General features: G+C 44.6%; 22 protein-coding genes. 21 read left to right on the forward strand and 1 reads right to left on the reverse strand.

Annotated elements, in window-relative coordinates; all coding sequences use genetic code 11:
* The first annotated feature begins 245 nt into the window (after positions 1-245).
* The 9 genes from JK635_RS12355 to cysI all read left to right on the forward strand — a co-directional run bounded on the left by JK635_RS12355 (position 246) and on the right by cysI (position 9492).
* Positions 246-428 (forward strand): YezD family protein, encoded by a 183-nt coding sequence (locus JK635_RS12355; protein WP_202654356.1) that lies wholly within the window; start codon positions 246-248, stop codon positions 426-428.
* A 99-nt stretch (positions 429-527) separates the two neighbouring features.
* On the forward strand, positions 528-1244 hold the full coding sequence (locus tag JK635_RS12360; protein ID WP_202654228.1) for a phosphoadenylyl-sulfate reductase: 717 nt from the start codon (positions 528-530) through the stop codon (positions 1242-1244).
* Between the two features lie 13 nt (positions 1245-1257).
* Entirely contained in the window at positions 1258-2310 is a 1053-nt protein-coding gene (gene cysP, locus JK635_RS12365; protein ID WP_202654229.1) for a sulfate permease, read from the forward strand.
* Between the two features lie 115 nt (positions 2311-2425).
* Entirely contained in the window at positions 2426-3574 is a 1149-nt protein-coding gene (sat, locus tag JK635_RS12370; protein ID WP_202654230.1) for a sulfate adenylyltransferase, read from the forward strand.
* Between the two features lie 12 nt (positions 3575-3586).
* A complete protein-coding gene (cysC, locus tag JK635_RS12375; RefSeq protein WP_202654231.1) occupies positions 3587-4186 on the forward strand; it encodes an adenylyl-sulfate kinase in 600 nt (199 codons plus the stop codon).
* 30 nt (positions 4187-4216) lie between these two features.
* On the forward strand, positions 4217-4987 hold the full coding sequence (gene cobA, locus JK635_RS12380; RefSeq protein ID WP_202654232.1) for a uroporphyrinogen-III C-methyltransferase: 771 nt from the start codon (positions 4217-4219) through the stop codon (positions 4985-4987).
* 128 nt (positions 4988-5115) lie between these two features.
* Positions 5116-5877 (forward strand): sirohydrochlorin chelatase, encoded by a 762-nt coding sequence (locus JK635_RS12385; RefSeq protein ID WP_202654233.1) that lies wholly within the window; start codon positions 5116-5118, stop codon positions 5875-5877.
* Positions 5878-5899: 22 nt separating this feature from the next.
* Complete coding sequence (locus JK635_RS12390; RefSeq protein WP_235888038.1) at positions 5900-7720, forward strand: assimilatory sulfite reductase (NADPH) flavoprotein subunit; 1821 nt, start codon at positions 5900-5902, stop codon at positions 7718-7720.
* A gap of 50 nt (positions 7721-7770) precedes the next feature.
* Positions 7771-9492, forward strand: a complete 1722-nt coding sequence (gene cysI, locus JK635_RS12395) for an assimilatory sulfite reductase (NADPH) hemoprotein subunit (protein WP_202654234.1) — start codon at positions 7771-7773, stop codon at positions 9490-9492.
* Between the two features lie 106 nt (positions 9493-9598).
* Here the strand turns inward: cysI and JK635_RS12400 are convergent, their stop codons facing one another.
* Entirely contained in the window at positions 9599-10414 is an 816-nt protein-coding gene (locus tag JK635_RS12400) for an EcsC family protein (RefSeq protein WP_202654235.1), read from the reverse strand.
* A 241-nt stretch (positions 10415-10655) separates the two neighbouring features.
* Here JK635_RS12400 and JK635_RS12405 point away from each other — a divergent pair, with 241 nt between their 5' ends.
* The 12 genes from JK635_RS12405 (at position 10656) to JK635_RS12460 (ending at position 25695) form a co-directional block, all read left to right on the forward strand.
* Positions 10656-11852: a branched-chain amino acid ABC transporter substrate-binding protein gene (locus tag JK635_RS12405; protein ID WP_202654236.1), complete on the forward strand. Its 1197-nt coding sequence runs from the start codon at positions 10656-10658 to the stop codon at positions 11850-11852.
* A gap of 77 nt (positions 11853-11929) precedes the next feature.
* On the forward strand, positions 11930-12916 hold the full coding sequence (locus tag JK635_RS12410) for a branched-chain amino acid ABC transporter permease (protein ID WP_202654237.1): 987 nt from the start codon (positions 11930-11932) through the stop codon (positions 12914-12916).
* A gap of 9 nt (positions 12917-12925) precedes the next feature.
* On the forward strand, positions 12926-14221 hold the full coding sequence (locus JK635_RS12415; protein ID WP_202654238.1) for a branched-chain amino acid ABC transporter permease: 1296 nt from the start codon (positions 12926-12928) through the stop codon (positions 14219-14221).
* Between the two features lie 2 nt (positions 14222-14223).
* The gene (locus tag JK635_RS12420) at positions 14224-15000 is read left to right on the forward strand and encodes an ABC transporter ATP-binding protein (protein ID WP_202654239.1); all 777 of its coding nucleotides are present in this window, start codon (positions 14224-14226) and stop codon (positions 14998-15000) included.
* 106 nt (positions 15001-15106) lie between these two features.
* Positions 15107-15808, forward strand: coding sequence for an ABC transporter ATP-binding protein (locus JK635_RS12425; protein ID WP_202654240.1), 702 nt, complete (start codon positions 15107-15109; stop codon positions 15806-15808).
* Positions 15809-16131: 323 nt separating this feature from the next.
* Positions 16132-17760 carry a ribosomal protection-like ABC-F family protein gene (gene abc-f / locus JK635_RS12430; RefSeq protein ID WP_202654241.1) on the forward strand — a complete coding sequence of 543 codons (1629 nt, stop codon included), beginning with the start codon at positions 16132-16134 and terminating at the stop codon, positions 17758-17760.
* A 35-nt stretch (positions 17761-17795) separates the two neighbouring features.
* Positions 17796-17981, forward strand: a complete 186-nt coding sequence (locus tag JK635_RS12435; protein WP_202654242.1) for a hypothetical protein — start codon at positions 17796-17798, stop codon at positions 17979-17981.
* Between the two features lie 149 nt (positions 17982-18130).
* Positions 18131-18271 (forward strand): YrzI family small protein, encoded by a 141-nt coding sequence (locus JK635_RS12440; protein WP_202654243.1) that lies wholly within the window; start codon positions 18131-18133, stop codon positions 18269-18271.
* 177 nt (positions 18272-18448) lie between these two features.
* Positions 18449-22159, forward strand: a complete 3711-nt coding sequence (locus JK635_RS12445; protein ID WP_202654244.1) for a sigma factor-like helix-turn-helix DNA-binding protein — start codon at positions 18449-18451, stop codon at positions 22157-22159.
* Positions 22137-23498: a DEAD/DEAH box helicase family protein gene (locus JK635_RS12450; protein WP_202654245.1), complete on the forward strand. Its 1362-nt coding sequence runs from the start codon at positions 22137-22139 to the stop codon at positions 23496-23498. The genes JK635_RS12445 and JK635_RS12450 overlap by 23 nt, the downstream gene beginning before the upstream one ends.
* The gene (locus tag JK635_RS12455; RefSeq protein ID WP_202654246.1) at positions 23498-23671 is read left to right on the forward strand and encodes a hypothetical protein; all 174 of its coding nucleotides are present in this window, start codon (positions 23498-23500) and stop codon (positions 23669-23671) included. Before JK635_RS12450 ends, JK635_RS12455 begins: the two co-directional genes overlap by 1 nt.
* Positions 23668-25695 carry an AAA family ATPase gene (locus JK635_RS12460; RefSeq protein WP_202654247.1) on the forward strand — a complete coding sequence of 676 codons (2028 nt, stop codon included), beginning with the start codon at positions 23668-23670 and terminating at the stop codon, positions 25693-25695. Before JK635_RS12455 ends, JK635_RS12460 begins: the two co-directional genes overlap by 4 nt.

Genomic DNA, 25695 nt, shown 5'->3' on the forward strand with positions numbered 1-25695 from the left:
TCCACAAGGAAGGCTTCGTCAGCATCAGCATCGCACGAAGGAAAAGCGATAGCTTTTTCGAGGAGGCCATACGCCGCTGACCAAGGCGCCTGCGCTTTTCTAAGTTAATTTGCATTTTTTTGAAAAATTGTTCATTTTATAATTGAACAAAACCTATAGGTATGGTAGGATTAATTTCATCCCATACCTTCTCATTTGAGAATCCACAAACTGGGGTAATGTTATCAAAAACCGATCCTATTAAAATGTTTCATGAAAAGGGGGCGAATCCACTGACATTAGAAAATAAAGAAGAACTTTTGGCACATTTAGAGAAATTGCTGGAATCTTTAAAATTTGGGTCTATCACGTTGGTTGTTCAGGATGGAAAGATTGTACAAATTGAAAAAAATGAAAAGGTTCGTCTTCAATCGAATAAAAATCGCTGACTAGACAGACTAGAGGCGGTCTCCATGTGAATAAACGTGGGAGACTGCCTTTTTTTATTGAAGAAGGCAGTTATCCCAAAATGAAGGAGGTTTACCGCGATGACAATGACCGTAACGTATGACAATTGGCAGCAAATTTCGAGTACTTTTCCTTATGATAATGAAACAAAAGGAGCGCTTTCCGTTTTGCAATGGGCTTACAGCACCTATTCAGAAACCGAAATTGTTTACGCCTCAAGTTTCGGGGCAGAGGCAATGGTCTTAATTGATTTGATCCAACAAATAAGACCTGATGCCCGGGTCGTGTTTCTGGATACCAGCTTGCATTTCCTTGAAACATATGAAGTCATCGACAAAATCGAATCCCGCTTTCCGCTGTTAAGAATCGAGCGAAAACATCCCGCCTTAACGCTTGAGGAACAGGCGGCGCAATTCGGGTCGGCACTGTGGAAAAGGAACCCGAATAAATGCTGTGAACTTCGCAAGGTGATTCCGTTAAGGGAAACACTGACAACGAAACAAGCATGGATTTCCGGTCTGCGCCGTGAACAATCACCGACTAGAGCAAATACAGAATTTATCAACAAGGATGAAAAATTTAAAAATATCAAGATTTGTCCGTTAATTCATTGGACATGGGACGATGTCTGGTCCTATATCCGGAACAGGGATCTCCCTTATAACCAACTGCATGACGAAAAATATCCGAGCATTGGCTGTTTTCCTTGTACCCGGCCAGTTCTCGAGGATGGAAATTCACGGGCAGGACGCTGGGCCGGCATGGGTAAAACGGAGTGTGGCCTGCACAGCCGCTAAGGGGGACATGATAATGCTTTCCATTATCGCTGTTATGATTGGATTATTTTTCGCGACAAATATTGGTGGAAGCGGTGCAGCGGCTTCAATGGGAATTGCCTATGGCTCCGGTGCCGTCAAAAAAGGTCTCGCTTTATTGCTTTGCAGTCTCGCTGTTTTCCTTGGCGCCTGGTTTGGCGGCGGGGAGGTGGTCAAGACAATCGGCAGCGGCATCGTCCCAACAAGCACATTTACGGTTCCGATCGCCTTGATTGTACTGACATCTGCGGCATTGGCGTTATTTTTGGCCAATATTTTCGGCATCCCGCTCTCAACGAGTGAGGTGGCCGTCGGTGCGGTCGTTGGTGCCGGCATCGTTTACCAGTCTGTTTATGTAGAGAACCTGCTGTGGATTATGTTGTTCTGGCTGCTGACACCATTGACCGCGTTTTTAATTGCGATTGCCGCTTCTTATCTGATAAAAAGCAGATTGGTCCGCCGGTTGGTTTCCATTCCCAAAGCTGTACCAGTCCTAACATTACTAGTTGTCCTGATGGGGCTGTTTGAAGCATTTTCCGCGGGCATGAACAATGTCGCTAATGCCGTCGGACCATTAGTTGGAGCAGGAATTCTCTCCAAAAATAATGGTATTTTCTGGGGCGGACTGTTCGTGGCCATCGGCGTGATGCTGCTGGGGCAGCGCGTCCTGGAGACAAATGGTAAAAAAATTACCGCCCTTAAGCTTGAGGAAGGGTGTGTGATCTCGGGAACAGGCGCAAGCATCGTGACCATCGCCTCGATTTTTGGCATCCCCGTCCCGCTGACGCAAATCACCACATCATCGATTATCGGAATCGGCTTTGCCAAGCACGGTAAAAGCGTGTTGAAAAAAGACATCGTCATCCAGCTGCTGACAGTCTGGCTCGTGTCGCCAGTTTTATCAATGGTGCTGTCATACCTTTTCATTCAACTGGTGATAGAACACAATGGTTACCCGGTTGTGGCGATGACCGGCGTACTGATTTCCGTTTTCGGTGTGCTGTCCTTGATAAAACGGACAAAACATGTGAAAGAAGAGCTTTTTTGAAAACTAGCGAAGGCACGGTTCGCCGATAAAAGGCATCGAATCGCCGATAACTGCCTCCAATCCGCCGATAAGTCGCTGATAACTTCAATAATTTTTTAAGAAAGGTTTGATCATCATGTCTTTTTTGCCAAAACCACATGGAGGGAAACTTATTAACGCGTATAATCCGAACTTTGATTACAGCAAAATCGAAAAAGAACTGGAAATTGATGCAATTGCTTTAAGTGATTTGGAGTTGATTGGTGTAGGCGTGTTCAGTCCGCTTACCGGATTTCTCGGAAAAACCGATTATGAATCGGTGGTGGACCGGATGAGGCTTACCGATGACACCATCTGGTCGATCCCGGTCACCTTGCCGGTTTCCCATGAAACGGCTGCCGCCTTGAACATCGGCGAAGAAATCAAATTAATTTTTCAAAACGAAGTATATGGCGTCATTAAAGTATCACAATGGTATGAACCGGATTTGGAAAAAGAAGCGCTGCAAGTTTATAAAACGAAGGAACTGGCCCACCCGGGAGTCAAACGCCTGTTTGAACGAGGCCCGGTTTACGTCGCGGGGGATGTCACGCTCGTCAAAAAACCGGAAAAGGGAGTATTTAGCGATGTCTGGTTCGAACCGAAGGAAACGCGGGCATTGTTTGCAGAAAAAGGCTGGAGGACCGTCGTCGGTTTTCAAACCCGCAACCCGATCCACCGGGCCCATGAATACATTCAAAAGGCGGCGCTGGAAACGGTTGACGGCTTGTTCGTCAATCCACTTGTCGGGGAAACAAAGTCCGATGACATTCCGGCCGATGTCCGGCTGAAAAGCTATAAAGTGTTACTGGAAAACTATTATCCTGCCGATCGTGTCCAGCTTGGGGTGCATCCGGCCGCGATGCGTTATGCCGGGCCGCGGGAAGCGATTTTTCACGCCATCGCTCGGAAAAATTATGGCTGCACCCATTTTATTGTCGGCCGCGATCATGCCGGCGTTGGCAATTATTATGGATCGTATGACGCCCAATTGATTTTCCATGAATTTTCCATAGAGGAACTGGGCATCAAGCCATTGTTCTTTGAACACAGTTTTTATTGCACAAAATGCGAGGGAATGGCCTCGGACAAGACGTGCCCGCACGGCAAGGAAAACCGGGTGATCCTTTCCGGAACCAAGGTGAGGGAAATGCTGCGTGCAGGTGAGCTGCCGCCGCCGACGTTTAGCCGCAAAGAGGTCGTGGAAGTGCTGATTGAAGGTTTGAAACAGACTCAAACGGTGTAAGGGGGAAGAACAATGGGCAAAGCAACAAATATTGTCTGGCACAAAGCGGCCGTTACTAAACAGGATCGGCAGCTGCAAAATGGCCACGGGAGCTGCGTGCTTTGGTTTACCGGCCTTTCCGGTTCGGGGAAATCAACATTGGCCAACGCTGTTTCAGCTGAGTTATACCGCAGGGGAATGAATGAATATGTCCTCGATGGCGATAATATCCGCCATGGGTTGAATCGTGACCTCGGCTTTTCTGAGGCCGACCGTACGGAAAATATAAGGAGAATTGGCGAAGTCGCAAAGCTGTTTGTTGACAGCGGTATGATTGTAGCAACTGCCTTCATATCTCCGTTCCGCTCTGACCGTGACCAGGTGCGGGCATTGTTCGAAGAAGGGGATTTTATCGAGGTTTTCGTTGATTGTCCACTGGCAGAATGCGAGCGCCGTGATCCAAAGCAATTGTATGCCAAGGCGCGGCGCGGTGAAATTAAGGATTTTACCGGAATTGACTCCCCTTACGAACCACCGGTACAGCCGGAAATTACCATTCATACCGACCTTTTGTCCGTGGAAAAAGCGGTGGAACAAATATTTGTCTATCTTTATCGGAAAAACATTATTTAGTTTTTTCATAGAAAAGGAGGAGATCTGGCGATGGCCGGAAAGGTTTATTTAGTAGGGGCGGGTCCGGGGGATCCGGACTTGATCACCGTAAAAGGCTTGCGCTGTATCCAGCAGTCCGATGTCATCCTTTATGACAGGTTGGTCAATCCGGAGTTATTGAAGCATGCCAAGGAAGGGGCGCAGCTTGTGTACTGTGGCAAGCTGCCGCATTACCATACGATGAAGCAGGAGACGATCAGCCGCTTTTTGGTAAAGTATGCGAAAAAGGGTTATCAGGTCGTCCGGCTCAAAGGGGGAGATCCTTTTGTCTTCGGGCGCGGCGGCGAGGAGGCGGAGGAATGCTTTCGGCACGATGTTCCGTTTGAAATCGTTCCGGGCATTACCGCAGGAATTGCCGCTTCCGCCTATGCCGGGATACCAGTCACACACCGGACATTGAGCAAGAGCTTTGCTATTATTACCGGACACCAGGCCGGTGATGAAGCGGCGGAACACCAGTGGTCACACCTCGCCAACGCAGTTGATACGATTTGTGTTTATATGGGGGTTACCCATCTTTCCACAGTTGTAAACAAATTGATCCAATCTGGAAAGGCACCGCAAACACCGATTGCCTTGATTCACTGGGGAACATTACGAGGCCAGCGCACCGTAGTTGGAACGTTGGAAACGATTGAGGTGCTGGTGCGGGAGGCAAAAATTACAAACCCGAGCATGATTGTCATCGGCGAGGTCGTCACTTTAAATGAAAAATTAAACTGGTTTGAGGAAGAAAATAAAGCTTTGCAGATATATGGTTAAATTTGCAGATCTGAAGACTACTTCTGCAGATATTCCTCGCAAAATTGCAGATATAGTATGAAAAACGGCAGATAAAGTGATTCCAGTGAGTGAATCTTCGCAGTCAAGAACGGAAAGGGACTTTTTAAATGAAAGCAATTCTTTATATTGGCCATGGAACTCGCTCGAAAACAGGGGTTCAGGAAATAACAGCCTTTTTGGAAAGAGTCATCAAGCGGTTGGATGCGCCAATTCAGGAAATCAGTTTCCTAGAACTGACGGAACCGTCGATAGAAGAGGGATTTAGACGATGTGTGGAAAAGGGTGCGAGTGAAATAACCGTTGTGCCGCTGTTTTTATTGGCAGCAGGTCATATTAAACAAGATATTCCGTTCGCCCTGGCATCATTATGTGAAAGGTACCCTTTTGTTCACGTCGCAGTAATGAATCCTTTTGGCATCCAGGGGAGAATTATGGATGCTGTGGCCGAGCTGGTTCGGACGAGCGCAGGAAACGTTAGGCCGACAGACCGCCTGTTGCTGGTCGGGAGGGGCAGTAGCGACCCGGGAATTCAGGCTGATTTTTCCAAAATACGTGAAGGCCTTAGAGAGCGGCTTGGAATGAAAGCTGTTTCTGTTTGTTATTTAGCTGCCGCCCAGCCATGTCTGCAGGAAGGCCTCGATACCATTTTGGAAAAAGCTGCCGGCACCGTTATGGTTGTTCCTTATTTATTATTTCCCGGTCTCCTAAGTGCAGAGGTAAACCTTGAGGTGCAAAAACGGGTAAAACAAGGGAGACAAATCCTTGTCACAGAACCGTTGTGCCATCATCGAGTAATTGAAGATGTGGTTGTGGAACGGGCTGCTGGTTTTAGAGTGTCCCAAGCCGTCTTAAGGGAAGGAAAAAATTAGATCAAATGTGAGGTGGATTTCTTTGCAGCAACTGCAAGTATTAAACAGTCCGTTTTCTTCGGAGCAGGCAGAGCTCCTTAATTGTTTGCTGCCAACATTAACCGATTCACAAAAAATGTGGTTAAGCGGTTATTTGGCGGCGGGCATTCAGCCGGCGTTCATTCCGGGAAATTCGATACAGGAAGCAGTCCAACCGCAGCTTGCCAAACAAGCAGCGTCAAAGGAAGTCACGATTTTGTACGGTTCACAGTCGGGAAATGCGCGCGGCTTGGCAAAAAATGTGGAAAAGGCACTCGAGGCAAACGGATTTCAAGCAGCTGTATCAGTGATGAGTGATTTTAAACTCAATCAACTTAAAAAAGTGCGAAACCTGCTCATCATTGTCAGCACGCATGGGGAAGGAGATCCGCCGGATAATGCGCTGACATTCCATGAATTGATCCATAGTAAACGAGCACCCAAACTTGACGAACTCCACTTTTCTGTTTTGGCACTTGGCGACAGTTCTTATGAATTTTTCTGTCAAACGGGAAAGGATTTTGACAAACGGTTAGAAGAACTGGGGGGAACCCGGCTGTATCCGCGCTTTGATTGTGATGTTGATTATGATGAACCAGCGGCTGAATGGCTACAGGGGGTAATGGGAAGTTTAATTGAATCGTCCCAAACTCAATCTTCCAGCGTATCGCCGGCTGCCTCACAGCAGCAGGCGGAATCCGTCTATTCAAGATCCAATCCTTTTAAAGCGGAAATTTTAGAAAATATCAATCTGAATGGAAGAGGTTCCAACAAGGAAACCCGCCACTTGGAAATATCGCTGGAGGGCTCTGGATTAACCTTTGAACCGGGCGACAGCTTGGGCATTTATCCGGAAAATGATCCTGCACTTGTGGATCTGCTTCTCCATGAGCTGCCGTGGAAACCGGAAGAACCCGTGACAGTGAAGCCGGGGGATGTCCGCCCATTGGAGAATGCCTTGCTTTCATTCTATGAAATTACCATTTTAACCAAACCGCTGCTGGAAAAGATCAACAAGCTTTCAAGCAATGAGAAACTACAAAGGCTTTTGGCACCGGGTCAGGCGGAAAAAGTTAGAGAATATATAAAGGGCCGGGATTTACTAGACTTGATCCGCGATTTTGGTCCATGGGGTACCTCAGCACAAGAGTTTGTTTCCGTGCTCCGAAAAATTCCGGCCCGGCTCTATTCCATTGCCAGCAGTTTAACAGCGAACCCCGATGAAGTGCATGTCACGATTGGTGCCGTGCGCTATAAAGCAAATGGGCGCAAGCGAAACGGGGTATGTTCCATCTTTGCGGCCGAGCGTCTGCAGGCAGGGGATACGATTCCAGTTTTCATCCAGCATAATGAAAACTTTAAGCTGCCACAAAATCCGGATAGTCCGATTATCATGGTTGGTCCAGGAACTGGCGTCGCACCATTCCGTTCCTTTATGCAGGAGCGGGAAGAACTCGGAGCACACGGAAAATCCTGGCTGTTCTTCGGCGATCAGCATTTCACGACGGACTTTCTTTACCAGACGGAGTGGCAAAAATGGCTGAAACAGGGTGTCCTGACGAGGATGGATGTTGCTTTTTCAAGAGATCAGGAAGAAAAGGTGTACGTACAACATCGCATGCTCGAACATGGGAAAGAATTGTTCCAATGGCTGGAAGAAGGCGCTTATTTTTACGTTTGCGGCGCTGAGAAAAACATGGCTCACGACGTTCATCTAACATTGCTGGAGATTATTGAACAAGAAGCAGGTCTGACACGTAAGCAGGCGGAGGAATACGTAGCCAATCTGCAGCAGCAGAAACGCTATCAGCGGGATGTATATTAATAGAAAAAAAGATTTACAGTCGCAAAAATTTTGAAAGGGGTCTTTTCAACATGGTTTTAAAGCCAATTTTAGCAGCACCGGACGGTCCGCCGAGCGATGTGGAACGCATCAAGGAAGAAAGCGTTTATTTGCGCGGCACACTGAAAGAGTCGATGCAGGATCGTCTCAGTGCCGGCATCAATGAAGATGATAACCGCCTGATGAAGTTCCACGGCAGTTATCTCCAAGATAACCGCGATCTTCGAAACGAGCGGCAAAAGCAAAAACTTGAGCCTGCCTATGGCTTCATGCTGCGTGTCCGGGCTCCGGGCGGTGTCGTTACATCCGAACAGTGGCTGGTTTTGGAGGATCTGGCCGAAAGATATGCCCACGGAGCATTAAAACTGACCACTCGGCAATCCTTCCAAATGCATGGAATTCTAAAATGGAATACGAAGACAACGATCCAGGAAATAAATAAAACGTTGCTTAACACGCTGGCAGCCTGCGGCGATGTCAATCGAAACGTCATGTGCAATCCTAATCCATACCAGTCGGAAATCCACTCCGCGGTATATGGATACGCCAAAACATTAAGTGAATATTTATTGCCGCAGACCAGAGCCTATCATGAAATCTGGCTGGATGAGGAAAAAGTCGCCGGCACGCCTGATGTGGAGGAGGTTGAACCGATTTACGGTCCGCTTTATTTACCTCGCAAGTTCAAGATTGGCATTGCCGTGCCGCCATCAAATGATATTGATGTTTTTTCCCAGGATCTTGGCTTCATTGCCATCGTGGAAAATGGCAAGTTGACTGGCTTCAACATTGCTATTGGCGGCGGCATGGGCTTCACACATGGTGACAAGACGACCTATCCTCAAGTGGCGAAGGTAATTGGTTTTTGCCCGCCGGAAAAAATGGTCGAGGTGGCGGAAAAGACGATTACGATTCAGCGTGATTACGGCAACCGTTCGGTTCGGAAAAACGCACGGTTTAAATATACGATTGACCGCCTAGGGCTTGATGTGGTAAAAGCCGAATTGGAAAACCGCCTCGGATGGAAGCTGGACGAAGCGAAACCATATCATTTTGAACACAATGGCGACCGGTATGGCTGGGTGGAAGGGGTTAATGGAAATTGGCATTTTACTTTATTTGTGGAAAATGGCCGCGTGAAGGATTTTGCCCATTACAAACTAAAGACCGGCCTGCGGGAAATTGCCAAGGTTCATACAGGTGACTTCCGCTTAACGGCAAATCAAAACTTGATCATTGCCAATGTCCCAAGTGAAAATAAAGAACAGATTAGCGCGCTACTGGACGAATACAGGTTAACCGATGGTCGGTATCATTCTGCATTGCGCCGCAATTCGCTGGCTTGTGTGGCATTGCCAACCTGTGGCTTGGCCATGGCGGAAAGCCAGCGCTATTTACCGAGTTTAATCGATAAGATTGAAGAAATTCTTGATGAAAATGGTCTGCACGAAGAAGAAATCACGATTCGCATGACCGGCTGTCCAAACGGCTGTGCCCGTCCAGCTCTTGCGGAGATTGCTTTTATGGGGAAGGCTGTCGGAAAATATAATATGTATCTCGGTGGTGCGTTTGATGGCAGCCGCCTGAATAAAATGTATCGTGAAAATATCGGGGAAGAGGAAATTTTAAAGGAATTGCGGGTATTGTTGTCCCGCTATGCAAAAGAACGTCTCAATGGGGAACACTTTGGTGATTTTGTCATCCGTGCAGGAATTGTTAAAAATGTAACGGATGGAACGAATTTTCACGATTAATGGAGGTAGGTACGGGCACCACCAGATCATCGATGTTGGGGTGCCTGTACCATAGATCATGGGCGGATACCGAAGTTTAACTGTCAGGTATCGGCTAACCTACAACCTACACCTCACCCGGTTTTTTCATTTGCTGAAGCCGCTCCAATATCCTCCGTTTTCGATACAACATCATCCCGGTCTCAGCAACATCGGCAATCGACGATTTATTGATAATAGAACCAAAAATCATCCCAGCAATCGGAACAAGCTGAAATAACTTTTTCCAGCCGAAATTATCGCGATAGGTTATGACAACCTCGCGCCATCCCTGCAGCTGTGAAATCATTCGTTGATTCTTTTTCTCTGAAGCAAAATCAGTTAAATCCTCTAGTATGGCTTTTTTTCCGACAACATCCGAAGAAGCAAATTGCAGGCATTTGACAATGAAGATGCGTTCCGCTTTTTCCTTCGGATCATAACCGTAGGATAAAGCGATTTCCTGTAAAACTTTAAGGGACAGGCTGAGTAGAACAGGAATATCGATGGCTAATGTGAAAATCCCGCCAAATCCGGTAGTAGCCCCTTGAACAGCGGCAAATTTTGTTCGTGAATTTTTTAGTTCTTCTGCGACTTCATCCATTTGGCTGAGTGGCAGCTGACCGACCTGTTCGAGGCTTATTATTTCGTTTTTAAGGTTGAATTTCTGAAAAACTGCTTTCTCGCTGATTAAATATTGACCACCTGTTTGGATATAACTCCCAAGTTCATCGATGGCCATTCCAATTTTGGCTTGAATAAACTTTGGTGTCAGCTTATCGAGCAAGGCAAAGGGAAGTCGTCCAATTTTTTCCCAGAACCACAGTCCTTTTTGGTCCTTTTCCCATTTTTCAATTTTCTCTAATTCCTGATTTAAAAATTCCACTGATTCTGTTGTTGGCAAAACGATTCGACTCCTTCAACATTATTTCATTATTATACGGACAATCCTTCATCTGGTTTCATATTTAGCATTAGTGTTGGTAAGATCATAACAATTCAATCAGAGATTTGTAATGGTTGCTGTCAGGCACCATTTTTTTATACAAAAAAATCGTGAAATGAATATTTTGTCCTAATTTTATTACCTATTAAATATACATGTATTGGGACAAGTATTTTACGAGAAAAGGGGAGAGGTCAAGTTGAAGTGGAAAAAATCTTTAGCGATATTGTTATCAGGGGGCTTGGCGGCGAGTATTTTTCTAGCCGGATGCGGAAGTTCCAAGTCTGATGGAAATGAGGGAAAATCAGGCGGAAAGGTGATTAAGATTGCCACACAAACCCCGCTATCTGGTGGAAGTGCCACCATTGGGGAGGCCATTAAGCTTGGTGCACAAATGAAATTAGACGAAGAAAAACAAAAGTTTAAGGATTTGGGATTTGATTTACAGCTGGTCCCGTATGATGACCAAAGCGACCCGAAGAAAGGCGTTGCCAATGCTCAGTTAATCGGCGCCGATAAAGCGATTTTGGCGGTAGTGGGACACTTTAACTCGGGAGTTGCCATCCCATCCTCCGAAGTTTATGAAAAATATGCGATTCCAATGGTGTCACCGGCCAACTCCGCGGTCGAAGTCACGACAAGAGGATTAAAAACCGTCAACCGGATTGTGGCCCGCGATGACTTCCAAGGTCCTGCAGGCGCTGAATTTGCTGTAAACACCTTAAAGGCCAAGAAAATTTTCATTATCCAAGATAAAACGGCCTATGGAACCGGTCTGGCGGAAGCTTTCAAGAAAGCGGCTGAATCAAAAGGTGCGGAGATTCTCGGTTTTGAAGGAATTACCGTCGGCGAAAAAGATTTCAACGGTGTGCTGAACCAGGTTGCCTCGAAAAAGCCAGATTTAGTCTATTTTGGCGGTATTTATGCCGAGGGTGGGCTGATTATTAAGCAGGCCCGAGAAAAAGGGATCAAGGTTCCAATCCTCGGCGGTGATGGAATGGATGCTTCGACACTGGTTGAAATTGCTGGCGAGGCCGTAAAGGATACGTATATTACTTCACTGGCAGGGGATTCATCGAAATCAGAGGAAGGTAAGAAGTTTATCGAAAGCTATAAGGCAAAATTCAACAAAAATACAGAATCCTATTCGGTTTATGGCTATGATACAATGGGCGTCGTCTTAAAGGGGATTGAGGACGCTATTAAAGCCAATAACAATAAAATGCCGACGCGGGCCCAAGTAAGGGATGCCGTTCGTGGTGTGAAAGATTATCAAGGTGTCTTAACAAAGGTAAGCTTTGATGAAAATGGCGACAATAATTACGCAAAGGTATTTATTTACAGCTTTAAAGAGGCCAAATATCCAGCGGAATTAGTTGGCGAAGTGAGTAAATAAGGTGGAAAGGGTATGACGCACACTTGTGTGTGAGGTACCCTTTTCTTCTATAAATAATGAGGACAAGGGGGTTAGCCATGCTTACTGAAATGATCCAAAATATCCCGCAGGTACTGATCGACGGTCTCACCTTAGGAGCGGTCTATGCCGTTATCGCAATCGGATACACGATGGTATATGGGATTTTGGAATTAATTAATTTTGCCCACGGGGAAATTTTTATGACGGGTGCCTTTATTGGCACAGCGATGTTAATCGTTTTGACAGGAATTGGCTGGGTCTCCTCGGTACCGACAATTATCATGCTAATTGTTGTTCTATTATTTACCGCTATTTTAACAGGCCTGTTAGGAATGGGGATTGAAAGGGTAGCATACCGGCCCTTGCGCAACATGCCGCGATTAATTCCATTGATTACGGCGATTGGAGTTTCGTTTTTATTACAGGATATTGTCCGCTTTATTGCCGAATTGAAAAAAGGAAATTACATTGTAACCGGTCCAAGTCTTTTTAATAGTCAGCTATCGATTAAAGCTTCATCAATTAGTTCTATTTTTACCGATGCGACGATTAAGCAATCGTTTGTCATTGTTCTGATCGCTGCCGTTTTGATGATGATCGGTCTTGATTTCTTCGTTAATCGGACGAAGTGGGGAATGGCGATGCGCGCAGTTGCTCAGGATCGTGATACCGCTGCATTGATGACGATCAATGTCAATAAGGTTATTTCAATCACTTTCTTTGTTGGTTCAGCGCTTGGCGGTGCTACAGGAGTGCTGTTCGCCGTACAATACGGAACTATCGACCCCTATATTGGTTTTATTCTTGGCTTAAAAGCATTTACCGCAGCGGTTTTAGGGGGGATTGGCAATATTCGCGGTGCGATGTTCGGCGGACTCTTGCTGGGACTGCTAGAAATGTTCGCCTCGGCCAATTTAACCCTGTTATCGCATGGTGTGTTCGGAGCTGAATATAAGGATGTATTTGCGTTTATTATCTTAATTCTTGTGTTGTTATTTAAACCGGAAGGCCTATTTGGCAAACCGGTAACCGAGAAAGTGTAGGTGAGGAGAATGAAAGCTCTTTGGCAAAACTATCGAAAAAATAAGCTCGCGCAGGGAATCTTCCTTCTCCTTTACATTGGAATCACGTCGCTCAGCTTATACTTGGCGCAAAAATCAGTGACAGCGTTCCTGCTGCTATTAGCCTCACTTTTACTATTATATTTTACTAGCTTTAAAAACGTTACCAAATGGCTCATTGCCGGAGTGGTGCTGGTAATTTTACTGCCATTTACCGCAAGTAATGGGGATGGCTATCAATCCTATATGGAAGTGGCAACTTTAGTGGGTATCTACATTTCGATGGCGCTGGGACTGAATGTTGTCGTGGGAATGGCCGGCCTGCTTGATTTGGGCTTTATTGCCTTTTTTGCTGTTGGGGCCTACTCCTATGGGATATTTGCGACCGCCCAAGCGAATCATTTCATGCCTTTTGGGCATTATCCGCTTTCAGGAGAAAGCTTTTGGATCTTTATTTTAATCGGCTGTTTTGTTGCCGCCCTGTTCGGCATCCTTCTGGGAATCCCCGTTTTAAGGGTAAAAGGCGATTATTTGGCCATTGTTACCCTGGGATTCGGGGAAATTATTCGGATCATTTTTAATAACCTGGACCGGCCGGTCAATATCACAAACGGAGCGATGGGCCTTCCTTCGGTTACCCCGCCAAGCCTGTTTGGAATCGACTTTCTTTATCCAAGTCAATTCTATTACATTGTCCTGATTATCTTAGTATTTACTATTTTCACGGTTCGCCGCTTTGAACATTCAAAAATAGGCCGGTCATGGAAAGCGGTGAGGGAAAACGAAATAGCCGCTCAAGCAATGGGCGTCCCCCTGGTGAAGACGAAATTAATGGCGTTTGCAATTGGTGCCTCCTTCTCGGGCATGATGGGTGTCGTTTTTGCGGCCAAGCAAGCATTTGTCGACCCGACAAGCTTTACCTTACTGGAGTCGATTACGATTCTGGTCATGGTCATCCTAGGTGGGATGGGCAGTGTTCCCGGAGTTATTCTTGGAGCTGCTGTAATGACGATTCTCAACCTGCAAGTATTAACGGAGATTACCAATTGGTTGAATCAGCTTAGCACGTCAGGGGCGATTTCGATTCCGGATGCGTTGTCTCCATCGAAGATGCAACGGATGATTTTCGGGCTGCTGTTAATCTTATTCGCACTTTACCGCCCGCAAGGTCTTTTACCCGCCAAAAACCGCAAATATGACCAAAAATTATTACAAAAAGGGAGTAAGGAGGCCAACGGTGATTCGCTGCGCGAACAATCTCCAATCGAGAACGCTCAGGAGGTGTAGGGATGTCCATTTTGGAAGTGAAAAATTTAACGAAGAAATTTGGTGGTCTGGTGGCCACTCAAGATATATCAATGACCGTGGAAAAAAACTCGATTACTGCGATCATCGGACCAAATGGTGCCGGAAAAACTACTTTTTTTAATATGATTACCGGCGTCTACCAGCCGACGTCAGGGGAAATTTTGTTGGAAAGTGAAAAATTAAACGGCTTAAAGCCGCATATCGTTTGTCGAAAGGGAATTGCCAGGACGTTTCAAAATATCCGTTTGTTTAATGAAATGACCGTGCTGGAAAACGTGATGGTTGGGATGCATGCCCATTTAAAAGCAGGACTTTTTGGAATTTTGTTCAATCTCCCGACGACCCGCAAGGAAGAACTGGATTCAGAAATCAAGGCGTATCAATTGCTGGAATATGTAGGCCTGGAGGATTTTCTAAATGAAAAGGCTTGCAATTTAAGCTACGGGGCGCAAAGAAGACTGGAGATCGCTAGGGCGCTGGCGGCCGAACCAAAGGTTTTATTATTGGATGAACCGGCAGCAGGCATGAATCCTAAGGAAACGACCGAGCTTACCCGGCTGATACGAAACATGCGGGAGGAGTTCAATTTAACGATCATTTTGATTGAGCATGATATGCGGCTCGTCATGGAAATTTCCGAACAGATTTTTGTCCTCGATCATGGGGTGAAAATTGCTGAAGGAAAGCCTGAATACATCCGAAATAATCCAAAAGTGATTGAGGCGTACCTCGGCACCGGGGCTGTTCATGCCGGATAAGGTAAAAATGTTTAGCTGGTTCCCTTTTTTTTAAAGGAAAGAAGCTTCAGTAACCAACCAGCTTTTTGAATACTAGAGACTACTCTATATAGACAGGGGGGATTCGATGCTCCAATTAAATAAGGTTGTAACCTTTTATGGCGGGATTCAAGCATTAAAAGGAATTGATGTTTCAGTTGAAAAAGGCGAAATTGTCACCCTGATTGGCAGCAATGGCGCGGGAAAATCGACGACCTTAAAATCGATCAGCGGATTGACGAAAGTCAAAACAGGAAACATCATGTATAATGGAACGGAAATTACCAATAAACCAGCACACGAAACAACCTTGTTGGGAATCGCCCATGTTCCGGAAGGGAGAAGGATTTTTCCTCGGTTAACAGTCAAGGAAAATCTATTAATGGGAGCGTTCTCGGTCAAAAGTAAACAAGTTATCGAGGAAAGAATGGAGCAGGCATTCCAATATTTTCCGAAGCTAAAGGATCGGCTGGACCAAAAGGGCGGCACGATGAGCGGCGGGGAGCAGCAAATGCTCGCCATCGCCAGAGCGCTAATGATGAAACCGGATTTATTGATGTTAGACGAGCCTTCCATGGGTCTGGCACCGATGGTCGTCGAGCAAATTTTTGACATCATCAAGGAATTAAATCAGGGAGGGATTACCATCCTGCTCGTGGAACAAAACGCTTACCAAGCTCTGCAAATCGCTAACCGCGGCTATGTCATTCAAACAGGAGAAATCAAACTCAAAGGAAACGGCCATGATCTCTTGACGAATGAAGAAGTACGCGAAGCCTACCTTGCATAATGGGATCAACAGCTGGATATGCGGTTAAAAACGAAATTTGACATGATAATGCTTTGCTTTCGCTGGGTTAAAATGTTAAGATAATGGTAATAAACATGAAGGGAATGTGGGTGGACAGTGAGAAACTAATCTTATTTTTTCCGTCAGGCATATAGGACGATGATTAAAAAAATAGGATTAGTCTGCCCAATTTTTATATATTTTGCAAAGGTCTGTTTACAGCAGGCTTTTTGATGCACGATTTTTTACAGACTAATCCTTCCAAATATTTGGGAGGATTTTTGGCGTTTATATTTATGTCCTCCCGGAAAGCGGGGATTTGCATGAGAGAATGGCTCAATATACAAAATTTGAAATTTACCATTGAAAGCACAACCCTTTTTGAGGCTGCGGCTTTACACGTCAAAAGTAATGAAGTAATTGGGGTTATCGGGAAAAATGGCGCCGGGAAATCAACCCTTTTACAAATCATTGCAGGAGGGCTGGTCTCTGAATCTGGTTCTCTGGAGTGGAAACAAGACTTGCAGGTAGAGTATGTCTTGCAGGAGCAGGTTGACTTTATAAATACAAACATTACCCAGTATGAAAAAGAATTATTGGCTAAGCTTTTTGTACCAAATACGGAATATAAATTTTTAAGCGGTGGTGAAAAGCTAAAGGCCCGACTGGCCAAAGGTTTTTCTGCAGATGCGGATATTTTGCTCCTGGATGAGCCAACTAACCACTTAGACGAGGCAGCGATTTCTCAATTAATTAATCTCATCGAGAAATATAACGGAACCGTCATCATGGCTTCCCATGATCGTTACTTTTTAGACCAAGCAGTTACAAAGATTTGGTCCATTGAGGATCAAAAGATCATCGAGTTTGAGGGGAATTATTCTGCCTATAAGGCGTTCCGTCATGAACAGCGTCAGGCGCAACAGCATGCCTATGACCTTCAGCAAAAGCGGATAAAACAAGTGGAGCACCAGATCAACAACCTTTCCTCCTGGTCCGAAAAGGCCCATCAGCAATCAACGAAGCAAGAAGGGTTTAAAGAATACTTCCGCGTAAAGGCAAAAAAGATGGATGCTCAAGTGAAATCAAAGCGAAAACGGTTGGAAAAGGAACTTGAGAAAGCCAAGGTAGAGCAGTTAACCCCTGAATATACGGTTCAATTTTCATTGCCTCCCAATCCCAAAAAGGGAAAGCGCCTGCTCGAAGTCAAGGATTTGCGAAAAGGTTTTGGTACGGAGCTGCTGTTTGAACGGGTAAATTTAACGATTCAATCAGGGGAGAAGATTGCCTTAACAGGACCGAATGGCAGCGGTAAAACCACGCTGCTGAATATTTTAATGGGTAAAGAGCCGGCAGAAGGGTACATTTGGGTGTCCCCGGCTGCCAAAATTGGCTATTTAACTCAAGAAGTATTTGACCTACCGCTGGAGCAAACACCGGAACAATTTTTCTATCAGGAAACGTTTGCCGGGCGGGGAAAAGTGCAAAATTTCATGAAACATCTGGGTTTCACCGCAACCCAATGGACGCAGCCGATCGAAAACATGAGCATGGGCGAACGGGTCAAATGCAAGCTGATGCAATATATTCTCGAGGCCAAGGATCTATTAATCCTGGATGAGCCAACTAACCATTTGGATTTACCATCACGGGAGCAGCTGGAGCAAACACTTTCTGAGTATGACGGTACAGTCCTGGTCGTATCCCATGACCGCTATTTTTTGGAAAAAATAACAGACAAAAAATGGATCATTGAAAATAAACTAGTTAGGACACCTATTATCGAAAATGCTGCTGCTGACGATGCTGCCATTCGCCGAATACAGCTGGAAAACGAACAACAGGAGATTTTGGGAAGACTAAGCTTGTTAACAGCAAAAGACGAAACCTATGCCAAGCTGGATCAACGGTTTAATGAAATTATCCAAGAGCTCCGCGAATTGAATTCTTAAAATTTGTCTGATGTTGAACCGAAGGAGAATTATTTATGAAAGATTTCCATTGTTGTGCAACCTGCCGTCACTTTAAGCCCGAAAAAACTCCAAAAGGAATGAAATATGTTTGCGGCCGGCTCGGTTATGAAACCAAAACGAACTATCAATTTAACTGCTGGAGTCCGAAGGAGCATGTCATCAAGCTAATGAACAAAGAAACAGACCCCAAAACGAATTGAAGGTACATCCAAAGTCTGAGCTTTTCTTCAACTAATTATCGAGGAGAGGTTCCATCGTTTTCACGATTTGGAATCTTTTGTCTTATTATAAGCTAAAGCCAGTTAAAGAATTTCCCGGAATAGCCGGAAATATTTAAGGAGGGCTTTGGATGACCATCAATATTGCTTTTCTAACAATAACGTTTAAAAAGAGGAAGCGGACAATGGAGGAGATGCTTCACCAAGAAACAATTGAACAGCTTTACGAGCAGCACAAGAACCGCCAATTTTCGCTGTATCGGATCATGTGAAAAAAATATTAGACGGCGAATTATTTTAAACGGCATGAAAAATAGCTTTCATGCCGTTTTTTCGTAAGGCATATCGAAATGAAATTTTAGCCTTTACCTCTATACCTCGACCATCGAAATATATTATTGTATTATAGTAATATAGTAAATTTGTAAATAGGTTAATGGAGGGCAACTATGACAGACTATTTCCAACTTCCTCCCGTTATCAAGTCATTGAATCATATGGGAAAAGGGGACTTGAAGAACTATTTAATGAGATTGGAAAAATTAAATGATTCTCAGTTCTTCCTCGATAGCTTAAGATCTATATATGTAAAGGATAAACCCACCTTTTTTACCATCATTGACGAATTGGCATTAAGGGGCTTTTATTTTTCTACTGAAAAACCGAATAATATCATTCCCTCCGGTGCTGTTTCGTTTGAAAACTATATCATTGCACCGGAAGATCATGGCCGTTATCGGAATTTGAACTTACAAAAACTAGGAATGACAGGATTCCTCCATCGTTTTCATGTTCAAGGAGATACCTTTTTTCATCTAATCCCGTTAGCTGGGTTTAGACGAATCAACAATAGTGTTGAGATTTCACTGCTTCGGGAGGAACTTGAGCAGGCTGGATTTACGATCGCTCACTGGGCAGAGGAGAAGGCAGAAGAAAATAACAAACCCACCGGCAGCATGAATGAATTAACAGAAGCCCATTCCGAAAACGAGGCAGAGCACTTGATTGAAATCGTTTTTGCTGACCACAAATACTGGACGTTTCGGGAGTTTTGCCAAAAGAACAGTATTCAGACAATTGCCGAAATTACCGATAAGCATTTCGAAGAATATTGGTATTATCCGGGAGTTGGAAGTACTAAACTTGATGCTGTGAAAAGCAGGGTGAAGTATTTCCAAAACAAAAAAAGCTCTGACATCGGCGTTCAAGTCAGTCCAAACACTGCGGCATCAGGAAAAGTCACGATTCATGAGGTTTTTCCAGAAGGAATCTTCCGTACTTTTCGCGATTTCTGCAAAAAAAATAAAATTAATTCGATTCACGAGTTGACAAGTTTACATTATTTAAACTATAGCAGAACCAATGGTGTTGGCATCGGCAAAGTCGAAGCGGTGAAGAAGCGGGTTGCAGAATATCTGCCCGAATTGAAAACACAGAACGCTGCTGCCAATGACAACGAAAAGCTGCTTTTAGTAGAGGAAGTTTTTTCAGAAAACCTTTTTCGTTCGTTTCTTAAATATTGCAAAATGAAAAAAATCGAAACTGTTTGCGCGCTGACGGAAAAGGACTTAGAGCAGTATGGTGAAATGCGAGGAGTAGGCGTTGCCAAGGTAGAGGCGGTAAAACAACGCTTAAATAAAGTGATTGGCCTGCCCACAGCGCCGTTAAAAATTAATTCGGCTGCGGCCTCCATTGATATCAGCACCTTTTTTATCGAGAATAAATATAAATCATTTCGCAATTTTTGCGCGGAGCAGGGGATCCAAACCGTTGGTGAAATCCAGACCCACCATCTTGAAGTTTTTAAATCTCTTGAAGGGGTTGGAAAGAAACGATATGAAGAGGTGAAAACCGCCCTCAGTCATTATATCGACTCAGCTGACCCGCAGCCAAAATATTTCGAATCAGGTGCTATATATGAACTGATCATGGATCTGCCAGTCAGTGAAGTACTGAGCTTTTTTGGTTACCAATCCAATACCAATCCCCGGTTGAACATGAAGGAAATCGAAGGAAAAGATATTGCTCAATTGAAGGATGAAGTCGAGCCGCATCTTTTATTTGATATGTCACTTAGACTGAAAAATATTGTTCATCCGAAAGATGTTGCCGCCAATATCAAAGCGATGCTGACAGAAAGAGATTTTGATATAGTCCTGCACCGTTATCAAAACTTGGAAACGCTTGAGGAAATCGGGACTCATGTTGGTGTCACCCGCGAGAGAATACGGCAGATCCTGAAAAAACAAGTGAGAAAAATCTCGGGCTATTTGGGCAGAAACCAGTTTTCAACGGTGATCGGCTTAGTTTCCAAGTCGAAATCATTTGTAACAAAGCAGGAACTATTAGATATCATTGGCGCGGAAAATGGTTACTTGGTCAATTTAATCAAACAGGAACAGCTGCAATTTCAGATTTACAATAATCTCGACGTCTTTTTCTTCGAGGGTAATGGAAAAATTGATTTTAAAGCTGTGGATGATTTCATGAATGAATTACCGGAAATATTCCATTTCTACGAGCATCAGCCATCTTTCGAGGAATTGCTGGAGTCGATTAGCATTGAAGAACCAACTTCTGAACTCATTCAAGCGATGATAGAGGCTGGCGGATATGTTAGATTCGGCGAAGTCTATTCCCGTCATAAGTTATCGATGAACGAAGTGTTCACGTACCTATTCAAGCATTATATTCATGGAGCACTAAGGATTGATGAAGAAGGGGTCGAGATCCTCGAAAATCTGGCGAAGCGCCATCTTGATTTTGAATTTGGCAGCTCAGTCCGGGCAATCGATGCGAGAATTCGCGATGCCGAGAACGTGCTGCTTGTTGACCGCTCTACCTTCCAGTATTTTGATAGTAAAAATTTTGATACATCATTGATTTCTGAGATCGAGGAATATTTAAATGAAGGATTCAGCCTTAAGGATGTCATTAATGTCCAGGAGGTGTACGAAACATTCCAGCCTAAGCTTGAAAAATTAGGAATTGGAACAAAATTACATCTGTATTCCTTAATCCGCTACTATCTGGACGATAAGTATACGATTGGCCAAGGCAATACGCTAAACATTTTCAAGAATGAAGCATCGAAACAGAGTATCGAAGACCGGCTCGTTGCCTATATGAAAAGCCATAATGGCATTTGTACCAGGGAGGAGCTATTAGAGGTCATCAAACCACAGTATAAAGTCGATCTGGCGATTTCCGCTTCTTTTCAAATTCTTGCTTGGGGCAACAATCAAGCGATTTTATTTGAAAAATTAAAGTTCCATAAGGACGAAAAACGGTTATTGGTCAATTATTTCGATCAAGCGTTTAAGAAAGGCTTTTCGACGGCAGGGTTTATGTTTAAGGAAATGATGTTTGACCAGAAACTATCGGCGATTTTGCGTGATAAAGGCATTGATGAAGTGAATAAACTCGCGTCAATTATCAAATTTTTTAAACCGAATGTCAAAGGCCATTCCAATTTCTTGTATCTTGACGGTTACGAGTTTGATAGCTTTGAAAAAGTCATTGCCGCCCATTTTACCGGCGAGACATCCAGACAGGAAATCCGCGATTTTGCCTTTGAATATGGCTACAAAGAAATGATGGTCTCTACTTTTCTGAAACGGCTCCTGGATCAGGGAGTTTTCCTTGAAATCGATTTTGACCAGCTGTATCCGGCGGCGATGCTGGAAATCGATGAAGCAACACTTGCGGAAATTAAGGCGTATGTCGACAAAGAAATCGGTACGCAAGCCTACCTATCACTCAGCACTCTAAAAGGATACCGGCGCAAACTGCCTTATATCGGGCATCATTGGAACCCTTATCTGCTAAAGAGTGTGCTGCAGCGCTGCGGCTACCGCCAGGTGAAAAAGCTCTTTACTGATTATCGCTATGACATGATCATTATTGTCAGGGATGACAGTCCAATTGAAACGTTGGAAGATTTAATTGTCTATGTTTTGGAAAACGAATATCAAGGCAACATGCATGAAATTTCCATCTATGATTATCTGATGGAAAAAGGGATTGTTCGGAAGCAGGACCATATGTACAAAAAGGTGTTACCGTATGAAATTAAGCAAAGTGAGAAACTGCAGTTTGATGAAATCGGCTTTGTTTCTTTAAGGCAGGAGATGGCAAATGGCGCAACAGCAAGAAATTAAACCGCGGCCCTATCAGGAAGCGGCGATAGCTGCGGTGAAACAGAACAATTGGTCGGGCATCCTGGAAATGGCAACTGGCACCGGAAAAACAATTACAAGCCTAATGATCGCTAATGAGTTTTACCGGGAAAAGGGGCGGATCTTTCTGACGATCATCGTGCCGTTTACCCATCTCGTCGAGCAATGGGAAGAGAGCTGCTGCAAATTAGGCTTTACCAGCTTTACGCTTTGTTTCGGAAACAAGCAGTCATGGACGGGAAAGCTACAGACCGATGTACGCGATTTTAACCTTGGGATCATCTATAAGCATGTGGTGATTACAACCTATCGCTCGGCTGCTGCGGAAGAATTCAACCTGTTAATCGAAAAAATCAAAGGAAAAAGCTTCCTGATTGCCGATGAATGCCATTATTTTGGAATTTCCAGCCTGCGCGGCCACCGGCTCGGCGGAATGGAAGCAAAGCTTGGCCTATCAGCGACCCCGGACCGCTGGTGGGATGAAGAAGGGACCGAGTTCATCACGGAATTCTTTGGTGAGACCGTATATGAATATGACATGAAAACGGCGATTCAAACGGGGGCGCTCACAGAATACACCTATCATCCGTTTATTATTAACTTAACCGATGATGAGCTGGAGCGCTATGAACGATTGACCAAAAGGCTGATCCATCTTTACGGTTCCGATCACCCAGACCCGGAGGAAATCAGGGAGTTGAACCGCAAACGGGCCCTGATTTTAAGCAAAGCAGAAAATAAGAAAGCACTGCTTTATTCGATTTTTCGCGAACAGGTACGTGAGGACGTGTCCCATACACTTGTCTACTGTGCGCCGGGGGAAGTCGACGAAATCACGAAAAATCTCGCAAGCCTCGGCTACCGGGTTCATCGCTTTGATTCCAAGGTTAACCTGGCGGACAGAATGCAGCTTTTAAAATCGTTCGCTGACGGCGCGATTCAAATTCTCGTGGCGATTAAATGTTTGGATGAAGGCGTTGATGTACCGAGCACGAAAACCGCCTATTTTCTCGCCAGCACCTCTAACCCAAGGGAATTTGTCCAGCGGCGCGGGCGGATTTTACGAACCTATCCAGGAAAAAATATCGCCGAAATCTATGATTTTATCGTCCTGCCATCTGAGGCGGGAGATCAGTTATATAAATCGATTGCTTCAAAGGAGCTTCCCCGATTTGCCGAGTTTTCCCGGTTTGCGATCAATAACTTTAACGCCAGGGAAATTGTCGGCAAATACCTGCGATCCTATTCCTTGGAGTATCTAATGGATAAGCTTCCATGGGAAGTCTACTACGAATTTAAAGAAAATTTGGGGGCTATTTAATGAACATTCATAAGGATTTAGAGAAAAAAATCAACGAGTTTCCAGGAGATCTATCCTATATTGCTAGATTGCTTTTAAAAGAGCTGGAGGCTGGCAAGCGTTCCAATGCGGCCATTGAAGAAATGATCCGAGAGGAAATCCGCGAGCTAGTGTTGGAGGAGGAAGATAAATGAAGCTGATCGAAATCACCTTACAAAACTTCCGCCAATTTTATGGAGTACAGAAAATCGAGTTTGCCAGCGGCAATGAAAATATCACGATCATTTTTGGGGAAAACGGCAAAGGGAAAACCGGGATTTTTCGAGCCTTAATGTTTGGCTTGTATGGGAGCACCCATATCCAGCAGGATAACCCGAAGGAGAAGATTCACCTCGTCAACTTCCTAGCGCTGGAAGAAAACCCGAATATGCCGGTTGATACCTCGGTACAGCTGATGTTCGAACACCGCGGCCAAAAATACGTGATTAAACGATTGGCCCGGGGCTACAAAACTGGTGACGTCATCACCGAAAAAATCATTGGTGCCGAATTAACGGTTATTGATGATAACGGAAACTATTCGGCTGAACCGATTACCGATGAGACAGAGATCAAAACGATCATCAACAACATTTTGGATGAAAGCATCAAGGACTTCTTCCTGTTCGATGCCGAAAAAATTGAAACGCTCGCGAAAACAGACGCCAAGGTGAAAGAGGAAGTGAAAAACGGAATTGTCAAGCTGCTGCAAATTGACAAACTCGAAGCAGCGATTAATCTATTAAAAAAGCTACACACATCTGAAAAAAGACGCGTTCTATCTTCTTCCCAAAACCTTGATTTAACGAACAAACAAAATGAGATCGACGCTCTTACCGATGAAATCACCGGCATGCAGGAGCGCGTTCAGCTAAAAGAGGATAATAAAACTTCCTGCGCGATTGAGATTGAACGGATCGAAAACCAGCTGGCTGAAAACGAAGGGGTCAAACGGATCCAAGAAAAACTGCGTGCCGAGAAAGAAAAGAAGGCCCTGCATGTCCGTCTGGCCAAGGATAAAAAGAACGAAATAAAAGGCGAACTTGTTAACAACGCCTTTCATTTACTGATGAAGGATACGTATGTCTCGACGAAAAATTATCTTGATCAAATCCTCGTCGACCAAAAGGACCTGGTGCCGATTGAGGTGATTGAAAAATCATTGAACGACATGGTCTGTGCCTGCTGTGGAAATGATTTGCATGTGCACAAGGAAAACCTGCATCAGCTGGAATTATTGAAAAACAATTTCAAACGATCGGAATTAACACCATTAATTTCGCAAATTGCCTCGAGCATTCATGATTTTTCACTCGAAGAAGAAACAATCATGAAGTCGATCGACTGCAAGTTGCGTGATTTTAGAGAAATCAAAGATGAAATGGAAGGCATTAACCGCGAGATTGATAAATACAGCGGCGAAATTCAACAGAAGGCCCAGGAACAGGAGAACTTACGCCAGCTTGAAGCCACTTTGAATGAGAAAAAGGCCTATCTGAAGGCGCTAGAGGATGAACTTCGCGACCTCCAATTCCGGATTGGCGAAAACGAGAAGAAGAAGGAAGCATTGGAGAAAGATTTCAGCCGGATGCTGCGGGAGAATGAAAGCCTGCGAATCGATTCGAAAATCCTCCAATATATTGAAACCCTTAAGGACCATTTCGAACGGGTCTTTAAAGAATACAGCGATGAAATGCGCCAGAAATTAACAAAGGAAACGACCGAGATCTTTAAGGTGCTGATTGACCGCAAAGACAAGGAACTGGTGAAAAACGTTAATATCAATGAAAAATATGAGATTGATATTTTAAACTGGGACAATATTCACATCACCCAGGATGTTTCCCAAGGACAGCGCCAAGTGGTCGCCTTATCGTTTATTGCGTCGCTGGCAAAAGTGGCTGCGGGCGGCTCAAGCGATATTGATTTCCCATTATTCATGGACACTCCGTTTGGCCGCATCAGCGGAAACAACCGCGATCATTTGATCGACAACATTCCAAATCTAACTTCACAGTGGGTCCTACTGTTAACCGATACCGAGCTCTCCAGAACGGAAGAAATCCGCTTCAAGAGCACCGGTAAACTCGGCAAATGGTACAAGCTGGAACAAATCAAACCAGGACATTCGGAAATTGTACCGCTGGCAATCACTGAAACAATGGCAACGAGGGGGTAA

Source organism: Neobacillus paridis (assembly GCF_016765675.1).
Lineage (GTDB): Bacteria > Bacillota > Bacilli > Bacillales > Cytobacillaceae > Neobacillus > Neobacillus paridis.